Below are 16481 nucleotides of genomic sequence, written 5' to 3'. Positions count from 1 at the left end.
CAAGTTTTCAATTTAAGTCCATCAACCTGACAATAAACTTATCTAAACGAAGGATTCACACTCATTTCAATCGGATTCTTTACTATTTTTTTCAATATCTATTTAAATGAATCATTTCAAGCAAATGCTTATTTTTGCTTTGCAATATGTCCTACCTACTCTTTTTCATAGTTCTATTAGGAGCAATCTATACTTTATATCGTTTAGCAGAAAAATCGATATTGAGTTTTAAAACGATCCTATTAGGCTTTGGAATTAAATTAATTTTCGCGACTAGTTTCATTCTTGTATTCACGCATTACTATGGAGACAATCACCTCAACGGTGATGCCTATTCCTTTATGAATGACAGTCGCGTACTGAATGAGTTCGCTCAAGAAAATACCTGGGACTATTTAAAATTAATGGTTGGCGTAAACCCTTCTCACGAAGAACATGTCAATGGTCACTTGAACAATACAAACATTTGGGCTTACGGTGATAATGGGGACCTCATGAATGACAATAGGTTACTAATCAGAATCAATTCTCTAGTCCATTTCTATTCGAATAACAACCCATATATTCATGCATTTACCATGAGTTTATTGGCTTTTATCGGCCTCTTATTAATTCACAGATCGTTCTCTCCTTTTATTAAAAATCCTAAACTTTTCTATTGGACACTACTATTATTCCCTTCAATCGCATTCTGGTCGAGCGGAATCACAAAAGAAAGTTTAATGATTTTCGCTATTGGTATTTATTGTTTTTATCTATTCAAAATATTTAAAACATTCAGTTGGACACATCTTGCAGGTTTACTTTTAGGTATATTTTTATTGGTTCTCAATAAACCACATATTGGTTTAATTCTAATATCCTTCAGTTTCCTCTTTATATTGGGTGCATTATCGAATTGGTCTAAAAAATGGATTTATATCACCCCTATCCTAGCTATTGCCCTTATTACCATATCAACTTATACCCCCAACAAAATAAACTTGCTACACAAAATCTCCTACAAACAACAAGATTTAATCAACTTTGGAGAAGGTGGATATTTTTTCATTACCGATAGTTCCTTCTGTGCTTTTGATTATAAATTCAATCAGAATTTCAAACTCCATGAAGGAAAAAAAATAGAAGTATTAAAACCTACCGTAGGCAAATATAAATTGTTTGGTGTTTCAAAATTTAATCTTTTTACAATGCCCAGCGGTGACCAACTTTTCGATTTATACCTAGTGGTAACACCATCTAGTAGCTATATTAAAACAAATCCAATCAATTACCAACGCATCAATTTAGTAAAAAGCTTGCCTGATGTTGCCCTCAATACTGTTTTCCGTCCCTTCCCATGGGACAATGGAAGTTCCATTAAATTTTTAGCCTTGGTTAACAATGTTTTATTCTTACTTATTATTCTAATTGCCTTCTTTTATTTAAGGCCCCTTAATAATCAAGAACTTTATATCTTTACATATCTAATAGCTGCGGCGCTACTAATTTTATTGATTATTGGTTGGACAACGCCTATATTAGGAGCAATTGTTCGATATAAAATGGCCGCAGAACTCCTAATTATCATTGCCGTATTTATTCGATTAAAACCTATTAAAAAATAACTCAAATGAAAATAATTTATTTCGGATTAATCCTAAGTTTATTCGTTGGCTGTTATAAAAGTGATACAGCAGATTTGATTATTCACAACGCTAAAATTTATTCGTGCGATGAAAACTTCACCATTTATGATGCGATGGCCATTCGAGACGGTAAAATAATTCAATTAGGGCCGGAACGAGAAATCTTAAATGGCTATAAATGTGACAATATTATTGATGCAAAACTGCGTCCAGTTTACCCAGGTTTTCATGATGGGCATTGTCACTTCTTAGGATATGCACAAGGATTTGCTGAAGTAGATTTACGTGGATCAAAATCCTTCGACGAAGTACTGAATAAAATTGCTATTTATCAATCCAAAAATGAAAGACCATGGATTATTGGTCGAGGTTGGGATCAATCTTTATGGGCGAATGATAGTTTCCCGACAAACGCAATGTTAAACGAATTATATCCAGAAATCCCCGTTCTTATCCGCCGGGTTGACGGTCACGCAGCCATTGCCAATCAAAAAGCTTTAGATATAGCAGGAATCGACACAACAACTCAAATTCCAGGAGGGTTGATTGAAAAAGTAAATGGACAATTAACGGGCTTATTATTAGACAATGCATATGATGTAGTGATGAAACAGGTTCCAGTTTTAACCGAATCTGAAAAACTAGCCGTATTGCAAAAAGCCGAACAACAACTTTTTCAAGTCGGGTTAACTTCAATTAATGATGCCGGAATAGATGCTATAGACAGAGACTTATTTATAGAGTGGTATAGCAATAACGCTTTATCAATACGAGACTATGCCATGTTATTTCCTGACGATGACAATATTAATTATGCCAGTAAAGAAGGCAAATACAAAACAAACAACCTCGCTATTCGATCGTTTAAATTAATTGCTGATGGATCTTTAGGATCAAGAGGAGCCTGTTTAATTCATCCGTATTCAGACCAACCAAATCAACACGGTTTTTTACTGCGTGACTATATCGAAATTCGAGATCTAGCTGAATTAGCAGCCGAAATCGGTTACCAAGTCAATACACATGCCATTGGCGATTCTGCCAATCGTGTAATGTTGAATATTTACACCGAAACCGTTCAAAAAATTGCCGATCACCGCTGGAAAATCGAACATGCACAAGTCATTAACCCTAACGATTTTAATTTATTTGAAGCCATTCGTATTATTCCATCTGTTCAACCTACGCATTGCACATCCGATATGCGCTGGGCCGAAGAGAGATTAGGTTCGGAAAGAGTCAAATACGCCTACGCTTATCAAACACTACTAAAAAAAGCAGGTCGAATTGTATTAGGAACAGATTTCCCAGTTGAAAACATTGCACCTTTAGAGACTTTTTATGCAGCCGTTTCTCGTCAGTCGAAAGATGGTCAACCTGAAGGAGGCTTTTATCCAGACGAAAAATTAACGCGTAAACAAGCATTATTAGGCATGACATTGTGGCCTGCTTATTCTAATTTTGAAGAAGATGAAAAGGGGAGTTTATCGATCGGTAAATTTGCTGACTTTGTCATCCTTACCAAAGATATTATGACCATTGATGACAGTGAAATCCTCAGCACTTATGTCGTTCAAACATTTTTGAATGGCGAAGAAGTTTATAATGGGGATTAGTTGATCCTTCTTCGCTAAAACAACGAAGGACGAAGTAATAGTGATTAGAAAAAACTTATTTACTTCCAAACAGCAGTGTTTTGCATGTCTTCAACAAAGATTATACAGCACCATTGTTAGTTAAGATGTCCATAAAATTTATTTAAATATGGGCGTTCCCGCTTCTGCTCAGCGGGCGTGCTTTTCGCTCTAATCTTTTGTCTCTCAACTTCGTTGCGAGACAAAAGGATATCCGCTGCAATCACTAACGCAGAAAGATCAAATAAATCATTTTTGTTCATTGTATTATACACACCTGGTAATAGATTAAAGATCGGATTATATAAGCGCCACTAACCTCAGGATATTGCTTAGCGTAATGTTCAGATCAAGAAAGAATAAGCTTTTTGAGAGAGGAAATTTGTCTAGATCAATTCCATAAAAAGAGAAAAGCGATCCACCTAATGGGCGAATCGCTTTTCAAACCAAAACAAAGAAATCAATTCCGATTTAACTCGGAAGGGGAACCACCCCCTATTAAACAATTAGCATAAACCAAAACGCTAATCGTTGTCGTTTTTAGAACGAAGGACATGATATCGTTCTAAAGTTTTTTGTTGGCTTTTTACATGGTATATTGTATCCTAAAGATAACTCATGTGATCCGCCAGATGCGTTTGTCAAAGGTGAAATTGTAATATCATAACTATATCCAAGTCTAAAAGAACCATTATCAACACCAATTGATAAAATAAATGCGTCTCTCGCTCTCCACCATGCTCCTGCTGTAAACGCTCCGTACTTTATATATGTTCCAAAATTCAATTGCATAAAACCATCCTGGTATGTGTATATAATGTTAGGAGAGATAGAAGTTACATTACTATACTGAGATCCTTTACCAAATTCGATATTTGTTCCAACGTGAGCAGTAAACCTCATTGGTAGATTTGATTGTCCGTCAGGGTTTAAGATCAAACTTTCTTCAGGTGTATTTAAATGTTTTGCTGCAAATCCAAAATAAAAGTTTTTCGAATAACCTACAATTCCTGCTGATAAATCGATAAATCCTTTCGTTCCCCATCCACTTTCTGACACTCTACCTCTAGGCAAGTCTCCAGTTTGATAAATAAAACCTCTACGCGGATCAATTTGATCACCAAACGTTAATTTATTCCAGTCTAAGAATTTTTGATTCCAGCCAGCTTGCGCACCTATTAAAAACGTGAACTTCCTTGAAACTTGAAGGTGGTAAGAATACGCCAAGTTTAAAGTAGTCCAATTTAAGGTGTTTTTTCCAGCCATATCATTTGTAACCATAATCGCAACACCGCCGCGCAATACATTCACAAATTGATCATAAGAAATACTATTCGTAACAAAAGCTCCTGAAATATTTGCCCACTGATTTCTATAATTCAGATTAACACGGGGACAACCATTGGAGCCAGCCATAGCAGGATTCAAGTATATCGGATTCGCATAGAATTGCGTGAATTCCGGATCTTGAGCAAAACCATTTAAGCTAGTGATAGTTAATATTAGCAGTATAAGTTTTTTCATTATCTTAATATTTAAAACGTGTGTTTTTAAGTTTGCCATTGAATCTAATTGTCAAATTATGTGACAAAAACTTGTCATTTTCAACAATAGATTGAGTCTGATCGATATGATACATTAATTTGAATGCTCTAAACTTCATTCCAATCGAACCCACAAAATCTTTATCACTTGAAACAGAACCCCCGATCAAGAAATTATTATATCTATAATTTAAGCCTGTCCACGCCTCCGATTTTTCACCGGTTTTTTTATACGCGACAAAAGGACTAAACGTTACTGTTTTTTTATCATTTTCCCAATCTCCACCAATAATTACTGATGAGACTAGTGAAGCTTGTTTAGGATCTCCATCTTCGGTCGCATATACATTAGCATAATGACCTCCGATATTGTCAACATTTGCTCCTAGGTAGAACCATGTCGTATTCAATACGAATCCTAATCCATAATCTTTATACCAAGCACTTCTAATGGTATTGGTAGTTGCCTCCGATCCTGAATTCAAGACCTCTCCCCTAATCAATTCAAATTCTTTATTTGCCCCTACTAAAGAAGTCTTTTGAGCAATTTGTCCCATTACTACTTTAATCGCAGGTTCAAACACTATATCTTTTGAAATTGAAAACTTAGGTGAATAAAATAAAGCCACATTATAATCTCCAAATCCACCATTCGAAAGGAAATTCGCATTGACCATCATACCAATACCTCCTTTTATAGAAGAAGCATAGGTATCAAAACTATAACTTGCACTATGCGAATTCTGATCAGTACCATACCATTGATTACGGTAACGTGCTTCAAATCTAGATTTCAACATTGCTCCAGTGAACCCAGGATTAAATGCCATTAATGAATTCTCAGGCATCAACAATTCTGGATCTCGTAAATTGACCAGTCCAACAGGGTAGCTCAATGCACGTTCAATTTTGTTTTTTACTTTTTTCAAAGCTGTTAAAGCAGTCCCTTGTGACTTGAACTCTTTTTTCTGCTTCATGTCAAGATTTAACCCGTCATCTTTCGGGTTATTTTGATATGCAGATGAATATTTATCACCATTTAATTTAGCTTCGGCTTGTTTAATCGCATCACTTTTAGTTTTTCTCGCTTCATTTTTTGTATCATCAGAAAAAACAGGTGTTGCACTTGCCATTCCAAACTTCTCTGTTGGATAATCAAATGTACGGGTTGTTTGCGTATTTGCCGAATTAGTATTTGCTCTATTATTATTTGAATTATTTCCATTACCAAACCTACTTTTCAAATTGTGTCGACTATTTAACGAATTTGAATTAGCATTCGTTTGAACGGCTAATAACGATAGTTGATTTTGATTATTTAATTCATTAGCATCTTCTTCATTTATTCCTAATCTATTATTAGTATAAGATTCTTGTGTAGTTTTATTATTTGAGACCGTTGAAATTAATTCACCGTCATTTGTAGAAATAGGATGATTTGCTATTGCATCAGTGTTTTGAAATTGACGATTGGCAAAAAACAGTACTGAACTTGTACCGAAGAGTAATAATATAGCTGCTGCTGAACGCCAGTTCAACCATGCTAAAATGCGACGCTTTTTGATAAGCGAGTCTTGATGCATATAGATAACATTGTCATCTGCAACAAAAGTTTCTTTCCAAACCTCTGCATCAATCTCATAATTTGGATTTTCTTGTAGAAAATTTTCAAAATCGTCTTTCTCATTTTGAGAAAGATTTCCTTCCAAATAATCAAACATCCACCTGTCAAAATTCTCAGGTATATTCATATGATAAGTGTTAGATCTTTTAACTGCTTTTTAATTTTATTACGAGCTCTGAATAAATAAACTTTCACCTGTGCCTCAGAGAGGTTTAAGATTTCGCCTATTTCTTTATAATTGTATCCTTCCAAATCTCTCAATAAGAGAATTGATTTTTGAAGCGGCGGAAGCAATCCTAATGATTTGTCAATTAATTCCTTCATTTCAAACGAAGCAGTGTGACAATTTTCATTCGGCTCTGAAGTATTATTCTCTCTATAAGAAATTCGGCTATTTTTCTTAATCATATTTAACATGCCATTGTGTGCACATGTAAACAACCAAGCTTTTGCCTTTTCTACTTCAACCTTTTTCCGATTCTTCCACAATTTTTCAAAAACATCCTGAACAATATCATTTGCGTCCTCCGTATTCTTTAGGTATTTCAGTGCATAACCGAATAACCTTGAAGAAAAATCAGTAACGATAATATTGTATTCTTTTCTTGTCAAAATTGTAGTGGATCAATTAAATTCAGTCCCTTTTATCAGCTAAAACAATCTAACTCATCAAAAGTTACATTTCAATAAAAATTTTTTAACATTTATTTTTTTACAATTTACAAAATTATTATCAGGTAGCCCAACGTATCATGTTTTTTAGTATCTTACAGAGAATATTAATTATATAATTTATAAGTACATATCACATGAACGTAACACGCTTATTTGATCTCCCTTACAATCAATTAAATACCTATCCAAAGGCTGATGCTTTTAATGATAAGGTGAATGGGGAATGGAAAAAAACATCCACACAGAGTTATATTGACCAAGCCAATGCCGTAAGTCGAGGGCTCATTAAATTAGGTGTTCAACCTGGTGATATGATTGCTTTAATTTCTAATAATCGATCGGAATGGAATATAATGGACATCGGCATTCAACAAGTTGGTGCAATCGGTGTTCCGGTATACCCAACTATTAGCGAGGAAGTATATGCTTATATTTTTAATGATGCCAAAATCAGCTTATGCTTTGTTTCTGACGAAGCTCTACAATTAAAAGTAAAAAGCATAAAAGATCGTGTACCAACTTTAAAAGAAATTTATTCTTTTGAAAAGGTGTCAGATTGTAAAAACTGGAAATCAATTTTATGTGAACCAGACGCTACTTTAGATGCAGAGATTGAAAAGAGAAAAGCTGCAATTAAACCAGAAGACTTAGTAACATTAATATATACTTCTGGTACTACAGGAAATCCGAAAGGCGTGATGCTTTCGCATAATAATTTATTGAGCAATGTAAAAGCTTGCGAACCGAGACTTCCAGTTGAACCTACAGGAACCGCTTTGAGTTTTCTACCCGTATGTCATGTTTATGAGCGTATGCTACTTTATTTATACCAATATAAAAGTGTATCTATTTATTTTGCCGAATCAATGGATACAATCGGAGACGATTTGAGAGAAGTAAAACCGAATGTATTTACCGCTGTTCCGAGACTGCTTGAAAAGGTGTTCGACAAAATAATGGCGAAAGGGGAAGCATTGACTGGAATTAAGAGAAAATTATTCTTCTGGGCTGTTGCTCTAGGAGAAGAATATGACGTTGTCGGAAAATCTGCTTGGTACACATTTAAACTAAAAATTGCGAGAAAGTTAATTTTCAGTAAATGGCAAGAAGCTTTAGGCGGTAGAGCTGAAGCTGTAGCATCTGGAAGTGCGGCATTACAACCGCGATTGGCTAGAATATTTTTAGCCGCAAACATTCCAATTATGGAAGGGTATGGATTAACAGAAACCTCTCCAGTGATTAGTGTGAATTGTGCAACAGACAATAAGGTAAGAATTGGAACAACGGGGGCTGTTATTGACGGTGTCCAAGTTAAAATAGCTAAAGACGGTGAAATATTAGTAAAAGGCCCTAATGTAATGATGGGCTATTATAATATGCCAGAAAAAACTGCGGAAGAAATTGATGCAGACGGATGGCTTCATACTGGAGACATCGGTGAATTTGTAGAAAATGAATTCCTTAAAATTACAGATCGTAAAAAAGAAATTTTTAAGACTTCTGGAGGCAAATATATTGCACCTCAATTAATGGAGAACAAGTTTAAAGAATCTAGATTCATTGAACAATTGATGGTCATTGGTGAAAATCAAAAAATGCCAGCCGCTTTAATTGTTCCAGATTTCGAATTTGTTAAGGCTTGGATCAAATTAAAAAATCATAATATCGGCACCACTAATAAAGAAATGGCCAATTCTGATATCGTAAAAGATAGAATCAAAGAAGAAGTTGATCGATTGAATGCTGGTTTTGGAAAATGGGAACAAATTAAATTATTCGAATTGGTTGATAGTGTTTGGACTCCTGAAACTGGAGAACTGACACCGACATTAAAGCCTAAACGAAAAATAATTCTAGAAAAGTATAAAGTTTTATACGACAAAATATACGGCAAACAATAATCCTTTAAATTTTCTCTAGGATGAGAACCCTGTTTTAAAATACATTAAAATGCGACTTATTTCAACTTTTATTTTTTGTATTGTATCAATTTTAGGAATTTCTCAAGATAAGTCTGTCTTGTTTATTGGTAACAGTTTTACCGGTGCATACAACTTGCCTGACCTAGTTTATAATATTGCTCTATCAAAAGGTGAAACAATGATAGTAGATGCAAGTATGCCTGGCGGTTCTCGTTTTCAAACTCATAAAGTTTTAGATTATACTTTGGATAAAATTGCAAGTAGAAATTGGGATTATGTGGTGCTACAAGAACATGTCCAACTTGCGGTATTGCCGGAAGAAATTGCCGGCGATGCTTATTCTCCGCCACATGCAACAGAATTAAACACTATCATTAAAGACAATTACGCTTGTACGGAAGTTGTTTTCTACATGACTTGGGGCATCAAATATGGCGATGCCTTTTTTTGCGATGAATATCCACCAGTATGCACTTACGAAGGTATGCAAGATGAATTGCGAGATGCACATATAGCGATGGCCAATGATTATGGAGGAACAGTTTCACCAGCGGGCGAAGCTTGGAGAGCTGTAATTAATGAAGATCCAGACATTGAACTCTATGACATGGATAGTGGACACCCGAATATTAATGGTGCGTATTTAACAGCTTGTGTAATGTTTGCCACAATTTATCAATCGCCATCAGTAGGCGCTACATTTACCGCTGATATTGATGACGAATTGGCATTATTCTTCCAAACTAAAGCAGACGAAATTGTTTTTGGTTCACCCGATATTTGGCGAATTGGATTTAATGAATTATCTGCTGATTTCTATTTCGAAGAATTCAGTCCAATGACATACTCATTTACAAGTGAAGATGAAACAATTGATGAATGGGAATGGACAATTGATGGAATACTATATACAGAGGAGAATCCAACACATACCTTTCCTGAATATGGTAGTTATGAAATAGAATTAAAAGCACTCAATGATTGTGATACAATTATTAGTACGGAAATATTAACGTTAACGGATTTAGGATTAAACAATAACGAATTACACCTGTCTATTTACCCCAACCCAAATCAAGGAATATTTAAAATTAAAAGCAACGTAACATCATCAACACCCGTTACGATATTGGACATGAGTGGCAGAACTATAATAGATTTTCAAATCGATGAAAAGGAAACTGAGATTAGTTTAGATTTATTACCTGACGGTATTTACATCTTACAAATTCGAGACCGCCAGTTTAAAATCTGTATTCAATAACCAAACTGTTAAATATTAAAACACAGTATCCATTTTTATCACAATGATCCTGTACAATAAAACAAATTAAAACATGCGATTAATTGTAATATGTCTTTTTTTTATTTCTACCAGCGCAGTGATCGCACAAGAGAAGTCAATTTTATTTATTGGTAATAGCTACACCGCTGCATATCACCTTCCAGCATTAGTCGACAGCCTAGCTGTTGCAAATGAACACACCGTATTTATTGACAGTCACAATCCCGGCGGAACGAGGTTTGAACAACATAAAACAAATCCAACCGCACTTGACAAAATAGCCAGCCGAAATTGGGATTATATTGTATTACAAGACCAAAGTCAAATTCCAGCTTTACCAATCGAAATTGTTGGCGCAATGAATTCGCCTGAAAACGCAGCAGATTTGAACGATATTATTAAAGATAATTACGCATGTACCGAAGTCGTTTTTTACATGACTTGGGGAAGAAAGACAGGAGATGCGGACTTTTGCCCTGATTACCCACCTGTTTGTACTTATGAAGGTATGCAAGATGAGCTAAGTTCAGCTTATGTCTTAATGGCCAATGAAAATGATGCAACAGTTGCTCCAGCTGGCGAAGCTTGGCGAGCGGTTATTAACGACGATCCAGATATTGAATTATATTCTGGCGACGGTAGCCACCCTAATATAAATGGCACTTATTTAACCGCATGCGTAATGTATGCTACGATGTTTCAAAGCCCGAGTCTAGGCACAACTTATACTGCAGGAATTGATGCAGAACTTGCTGCTTATTTTCAAACCAAGGCAGACGAGGTTGTTTTTGGAACACCAGAAGTTTGGAGAATAGGCGCCAATGACCTTCTTGCCAACTTTAATTATGAAGAAACAAGTCCGCTTACTTATTCTTTTTCAAGTGAAGACGAAGCAGCTACAGCTTGGGAATGGAATATAGATGGAACAGTTTATTTAACAGAAAACCCAATCCACACTTTCCCTGCTATTAATGAATATACAGTTGAATTGACAACAAATAATGATTGTGATACGAGTACACGATCGTTAATAATGAATCTAGCTGCAGATGCAGGAATTGAAAATAATGAAACAACATTCTCAATTTACCCCAATCCAAATAACGGTATTTTTAAAATTGATGGCGTATACGCAGGAGAAGATTTACGCATTATAGATTTAACAGGAAAAATAGTATTTGAAGAGCAATTGAAAAACACAATTGAAACAATCAATATTAGTTTTTTACCGGCTGGAATATATTTCTTAGCCATTAATCATTCTAAACAAAAAATAAGTATCCGTTAATAATTAAACGAAGCTTTCAAACTTAAATCAAGACTTTGATATGAATGTGTTAATGCTCCTGATGAAATAAAATCCACACCCGTTTCAGCATAACTTAGAATTGTATCGCCAGTAATTCCACCTGAAGCTTCCGTTTGATATTTTGATGTATCAATAATCTTTAAAGCTTCACGAATTTGATCAGGACTAAAATTATCCAACATAATTCTATCGACCCCACCTACAGCCAAAACGGCTTTTACTTCATCCAAATTTCTTGTCTCAACTTCAATTTTTAAATCCAAATTATTCTTTTGAAGATAATCTTTTGTTCCTAGGATTGATTCTTTAATTCCACCGGCGTAGTCCACATGATTATCTTTGATCATAATCATATCGTACAATGCATACCTATGATTATTTCCACCACCAATTTGAACCGCCCACTTTTCCATCAAACGAATTCCAGGTGTCGTTTTCCTAGTATCTAATAATTGTGTTGGTAAATGCGCAATCAACTTTGCTAATTCATTCGTTTTGGTTGCAATTCCACTCATGCGTTGCATAAAGTTTAGCACCAATCTTTCACCACTTAAAATAGAACGAGAAGATCCTTCAACATAAAAAGCGATATCACCATGTTTGACTTTCGCACCGTCCTTAATTAAAACCTCTAATTTAAGACTTGGATCTAATCTTTTAAAGATGATTTCTGCCAATTCAACACCAGCAAGAACTCCATCATCTTTAACGAGTAGCTTTGCTTTTCCTGTTGCATTTTCAGGAACAGTAGCTAATGATGTATGATCACCATCTCCGATATCCTCTTTAAAAGCATTGTCTATAATATCGAATAGTTCTGCTTTTTTATTTTCTATTAAGTCGATCATAAATTACACTGTAACTACAAATTTTTTGACATCTTCTTTAACAATCTCATTACCACCTAAAATTATTAAACGCTCAACAATATTCCGCAATTCTCTGATATTACCTGTCCAATTCACATCTTGTAGAGCAGTTATTGCATCTGGAGCAATTGATTTTTTAGCCATACCATATTCAGCACATAACTTTTCTAAAAAGTAATCTGCTAGAATTGGAATATCGTCTTTTCTATCGTTTAAAGAAGGCACTTCGATTATGATTACACTTAATCGGTGGAATAGATCTTCTCGGAATTGTCCATCAGTAATCATTTTACGCAAATCTTTATTCGTTGCGGCAATCACCCTTGGATTCACTTTTATATCTTGCTCACCACCTACTCTAGTAATCTTATTTTCTTGAAGAGCTCTCAAAACTTTCGCTTGAGCAGAAGCACTCATATCTCCAATTTCATCAAGGAATAACGTTCCTTTAGATGCCAATTCAAATTTTCCTTTCTTCTGTTTTACAGCAGAGGTAAAAGCGCCCTTTTCATGTCCAAAAAGCTCCGACTCAATCAATTCAGAAGGTATTGCAGCACAATTCACCTCAATAAAAGGACTAGATTTTCTGGCACTATTTTCATGAAGCTGTCTTGCCACAAGTTCTTTACCCGAGCCATTAGGTCCAGTAATCAAAACTCTTGCATCCGAAGGGGCAACCTTCACAATCATTTCTCGAATTTGATTCAATGGCTCAGAAGATCCTATAATTTGATAATTTTTAGAATGCAATTTTATTTGCTTCTTCAAAACTTTCGTCTCTTCAACCAGATTGGTTTTGTCAAGCGCATTTTTGATGGTAACAAGAATTCGATTTAGATCAAGAGGTTTCTCAATAAAATCGTAAGCACCATTTTTAATAGAATCAACAGCCGTTTCAATATTACCATGACCAGAAATCATAATAATTGGCGTCTCTAAGCCATCATTCTTTAACTTAGTTAGCACTTCTATTCCATCCATTTGCGGCATCTTAATATCACAAAAAATAACATCATACTTATTATTCTTTGCTTCCTCAACACCCGCAATTCCGTCTTCTACAACATCAACAGTATAATTTTCAAATTCTAAAATTTCTTTTAGTGTTCTTCTGATACTTCTTTCATCATCAATAATTAGAATTTTTGGCATAATAGATTTAATAAATTGGCTTTTTGATTAAAGATGGGTAAAGATAGGAATTTTTTAATTTGAACTGGGCAGGCAGATTATGAATCACCATCCTAAAATGAACAATATTCCAATTAGAGAACAAATCAGTTCAATAATTCTGTAGTTTTAAAAAATAATAGCCGAAATGAATATTTTTTTATTTAGTATTGTTCTTTATTAAAAAAAGTATAGGCTATAAAATGGATAATTACAGCAATTTAACAGTAATAGGTAGTGAAGAGTGGTGTGCATTTGAAGATTTAGGAACTCCTGCTATTCGTGCTAGAATAGATTCAGGCGCACAAACTTCGTCAATTCATGCATCAGACATTGAACCTTTTATTAAGAACGGTGAAGAATGGGTTAGATTTGAAATTCACCCATTGCGTGAATCCAGAAAAGTAATTATTAAGAATGAATGTCCAGTAGTAGCGATACGAAAAGTAAAAAACACAGGCGGTGTCAGTGAAAGACGCTATGTAATCAAAACGAAAGTTACTATTGGCCAAGAAAAATTTGAAATAGAACTAACATTAGCCAATCGTGACGCAATGGGATTCAGAATGCTTCTTGGAAGAGAAGCTATGAATGAACGATTTTTAGTCGATCCGTCAGCAACGTATTTATTGGCAGATTATACGGATAGTCAAATCCATAATTTTTATAAATCAGTAAAAAAATTAAATAGCGGTTTAAAGATTGGTCTTTTAGCATCGAATCGAGAACTATATAGTAATAAACGAATTATTGAAGCAGGAGAAGAGCGTGGACATACCATTACATTTCTAAACATCGAGCACTGTTTCATGAAAATGGATGCCACCCAACCAGAAGTTAGATACAGAGGTGGATCTATTTTAGAAGAATTGGATGCCATTATTCCAAGATTACGTCCTTCAATGACACATTATGGATGTGCATTAGTACGTCAATTCGAATCGATGGGAACTTATTGTCTTAACGAAGCAGCATCAATTTCAAGATCAAGAGATAAATTATTTTCATCACAAATATTTGCGATGCATGGTATAAACGTACCAATTACAGGCTTTGCTAAATCACCACAAGACACAAAAGGATTGATTGAAATGGTGAGTGGCGCTCCTTTAATTGTAAAACTATTAGAGAGCACACAAGGTAAAGGTGTTGTATTGGCTGAAACGAATAAAGCTGCAGAAAGTGTAATAAATGCTTTTAAAAGTTTAAACGCAAACATTCTCGTTCAAGAATTCATCAAAGAAGCTGGCGGAAAAGACATTCGTTGTTTTGTGATTGATAATAAAGTTGTTGCATCCATTCAAAGAGAAGCGCAAAAAGGTGAATTCCGTTCCAATATTCACATGGGAGGAAAAGCAAGTGTCATTCGAATTACAGCTGAAGAACGCCGGCTAGCAATCAAAGCTGCCAAAGTTTTAAACTTACCAATTGCAGGTGTAGACATCATCCGATCAAACAAGGGGCCAATGGTACTTGAAGTAAATTCATCACCAGGGTTAGAAGGAATAGAAGGAGCTACAGGAATCGATATTGCAGGTTTAATGATTGGCGCAATTGAGAAAAAATTAAAATATGAACGCAAGTAGTTTATAATACTATTTACGTTCGTATTCTTTATTTAAAGTATCTAAAGTCTTGTCCCGATTTAATATTCAAAAGCGCGTTATAAATTAGTTTTATTCCGTTTTCTACGTCATTTCTATGTGCCATTTCAACAGTTGTATGCATATAACGTAAAGGCGTTGAAATTAAAACCGAAGGCACACCAGCGTTAGAATAAGCAAATGCATCCGTATCTGTTCCTGTTGCTCTTGACACAGCAGCACGTTGGAATGGTATTTTATTTTCTTTAGCCGCATCAATAACTAAGGACAATAAATTATTCTGAACCGCAGGCCCATAAGTTAAAACTGGACCAAGTCCACTTTTTAAATCACCCTGCAATATTTTATTAAGCATAGGCGTTGAAGTATCATGACATACATCAGTAACAATGGCTACATCAGGCTTAATTCTTTCAGCGACCATCTGTGCACCTCTTAGACCAACCTCTTCTTGAACCGAATTCGTTATATACAAACCAAAAGGAAGATCAATATTATTCTTCTTGAGTAATTTAGCAACTTCAGCAATCATAAACCCACCGATTCTATTGTCAAGTGCACGACCAACGAACTTCGTTTTATTCATGATCATGAACTCATCTTCATAAGTGATTACACAACCAACATGTACGCCGAGTTTTTCAACCTCGTCTTTAGACTCACATCCACAATCTAAGAAAATATTAGCTTGTGTTGGCCCTTCAACTTTTCCTTTTCGTGTATGAATAGCAGGCCATCCAAAAACAGCTTTCACAATACCATTATCGGTATGAATATTTACACGTTTAGAAGGGGCAATTTGATGATCCGATCCACCGTTTCTTCTTAAATAAATAAAACCATCATCAGTGATATAATGAACAAACCATGAAATTTCATCAGCATGAGCTTCAATCACTACTTTATATTTTGCTTCGGGATTTATAATACCAACTACAGAACCATAATTATCTACCCAATAATCGTCAATTGACGATTTAATATAGTCCAACCAAAGCTTTTGACCTTCAGCTTCAAAACCCGTAGGAGAAGGATTGTTTAGGTATTTTTCTAAAAATTGAATTGATGATTTTGACAATTTGTAATTCGCTGTTCCCATAGGCTAAAAATACGACAAAAATTATCTTTTCGTCATTCAATGCATCCTATTCATTTAAATTCTATTAATTTCAACTTTTATTTTAGAAATAATTATTTTTTTTTAATACAATTTCAGA

The 16481-nt window shown here is 34.8% G+C and carries 12 protein-coding genes; 6 read left to right on the top strand and 6 right to left on the bottom strand.

The genetic code is table 11. The features are described from left to right. The first annotated feature begins 146 nt into the window (after positions 1 to 146). Together T367_RS0102255 and T367_RS0102250 are read left to right on the top strand one after the other, a co-directional pair. Complete coding sequence (locus T367_RS0102255; RefSeq protein WP_027418396.1) at positions 147 to 1607, top strand: hypothetical protein; 1461 nt, start codon at positions 147 to 149, stop codon at positions 1605 to 1607. A gap of 5 nt (positions 1608 to 1612) precedes the next feature. Then, positions 1613 to 3244 (top strand): amidohydrolase, encoded by a 1632-nt coding sequence (locus T367_RS0102250; RefSeq protein ID WP_027418395.1) that lies wholly within the window; start codon positions 1613 to 1615, stop codon positions 3242 to 3244. A gap of 558 nt (positions 3245 to 3802) precedes the next feature. On the opposite strand, the gene T367_RS0102240 is transcribed toward T367_RS0102250, so the two are convergent. Genes T367_RS0102240 through T367_RS0102230 form a run of 3 tightly spaced genes read right to left on the bottom strand, consistent with a single transcriptional unit; the run spans position 3803 to position 7042 of the window. Then, on the bottom strand, positions 3803 to 4786 hold the full coding sequence (locus tag T367_RS0102240; RefSeq protein WP_169736009.1) for a PorP/SprF family type IX secretion system membrane protein: 984 nt from the start codon (positions 4784 to 4786) through the stop codon (positions 3803 to 3805). 4 nt (positions 4787 to 4790) lie between these two features. Continuing rightward, complete coding sequence (locus T367_RS0102235) at positions 4791 to 6557, bottom strand: type IX secretion system membrane protein PorP/SprF (protein ID WP_084274278.1); 1767 nt, start codon at positions 6555 to 6557, stop codon at positions 4791 to 4793. Continuing rightward, a complete protein-coding gene (locus tag T367_RS0102230; RefSeq protein ID WP_027418392.1) occupies positions 6554 to 7042 on the bottom strand; it encodes an RNA polymerase sigma factor in 489 nt (162 codons plus the stop codon). Before T367_RS0102230 ends, T367_RS0102235 begins: the two co-directional genes overlap by 4 nt. 197 nt (positions 7043 to 7239) lie before the next feature. Between T367_RS0102230 and T367_RS0102225 the strand changes: the two genes are divergently transcribed. The 3 genes from T367_RS0102225 (at position 7240) to T367_RS0102215 (ending at position 11600) form a co-directional block, all read left to right on the top strand. Beyond that, positions 7240 to 9006: an AMP-dependent synthetase/ligase gene (locus T367_RS0102225; protein WP_027418391.1), complete on the top strand. Its 1767-nt coding sequence runs from the start codon at positions 7240 to 7242 to the stop codon at positions 9004 to 9006. A 49-nt stretch (positions 9007 to 9055) separates the two neighbouring features. After that, on the top strand, positions 9056 to 10291 hold the full coding sequence (locus T367_RS23560; RefSeq protein ID WP_051568286.1) for a T9SS type A sorting domain-containing protein: 1236 nt from the start codon (positions 9056 to 9058) through the stop codon (positions 10289 to 10291). A 73-nt stretch (positions 10292 to 10364) separates the two neighbouring features. Continuing rightward, positions 10365 to 11600, top strand: a complete 1236-nt coding sequence (locus T367_RS0102215; protein WP_027418390.1) for a T9SS type A sorting domain-containing protein — start codon at positions 10365 to 10367, stop codon at positions 11598 to 11600. On the opposite strand, the gene nadC is transcribed toward T367_RS0102215, so the two are convergent. Then, positions 11597 to 12469 (bottom strand): carboxylating nicotinate-nucleotide diphosphorylase, encoded by an 873-nt coding sequence (gene nadC / locus T367_RS0102210; protein WP_027418389.1) that lies wholly within the window; start codon positions 12467 to 12469, stop codon positions 11597 to 11599. The two genes, T367_RS0102215 and nadC, sit on opposite strands and share 4 nt — an antisense overlap. A gap of 3 nt (positions 12470 to 12472) precedes the next feature. Continuing rightward, on the bottom strand, positions 12473 to 13642 hold the full coding sequence (locus T367_RS0102205) for a sigma-54-dependent transcriptional regulator (protein WP_027418388.1): 1170 nt from the start codon (positions 13640 to 13642) through the stop codon (positions 12473 to 12475). A 221-nt stretch (positions 13643 to 13863) separates the two neighbouring features. Here T367_RS0102205 and rimK point away from each other — a divergent pair, with 221 nt between their 5' ends. Next, on the top strand, positions 13864 to 15246 hold the full coding sequence (rimK, locus tag T367_RS0102200) for a 30S ribosomal protein S6--L-glutamate ligase (RefSeq protein ID WP_027418387.1): 1383 nt from the start codon (positions 13864 to 13866) through the stop codon (positions 15244 to 15246). 28 nt (positions 15247 to 15274) lie between these two features. On the opposite strand, the gene T367_RS0102195 is transcribed toward rimK, so the two are convergent. Continuing rightward, on the bottom strand, positions 15275 to 16363 hold the full coding sequence (locus tag T367_RS0102195) for a M42 family metallopeptidase (RefSeq protein WP_027418386.1): 1089 nt from the start codon (positions 16361 to 16363) through the stop codon (positions 15275 to 15277). Between the last annotated feature and the right edge of the window lie 118 nt (positions 16364 to 16481).

Origin of the sequence: Crocinitomix catalasitica ATCC 23190, from assembly GCF_000621625.1 — a bacterium.
Taxonomy (GTDB): Bacteria; Bacteroidota; Bacteroidia; order Flavobacteriales_D; family Crocinitomicaceae; genus Crocinitomix; species Crocinitomix catalasitica.
Note: the sequence above shows the minus strand (reverse complement) of the source record. Positions and strands in the feature narration are given on the sequence as shown.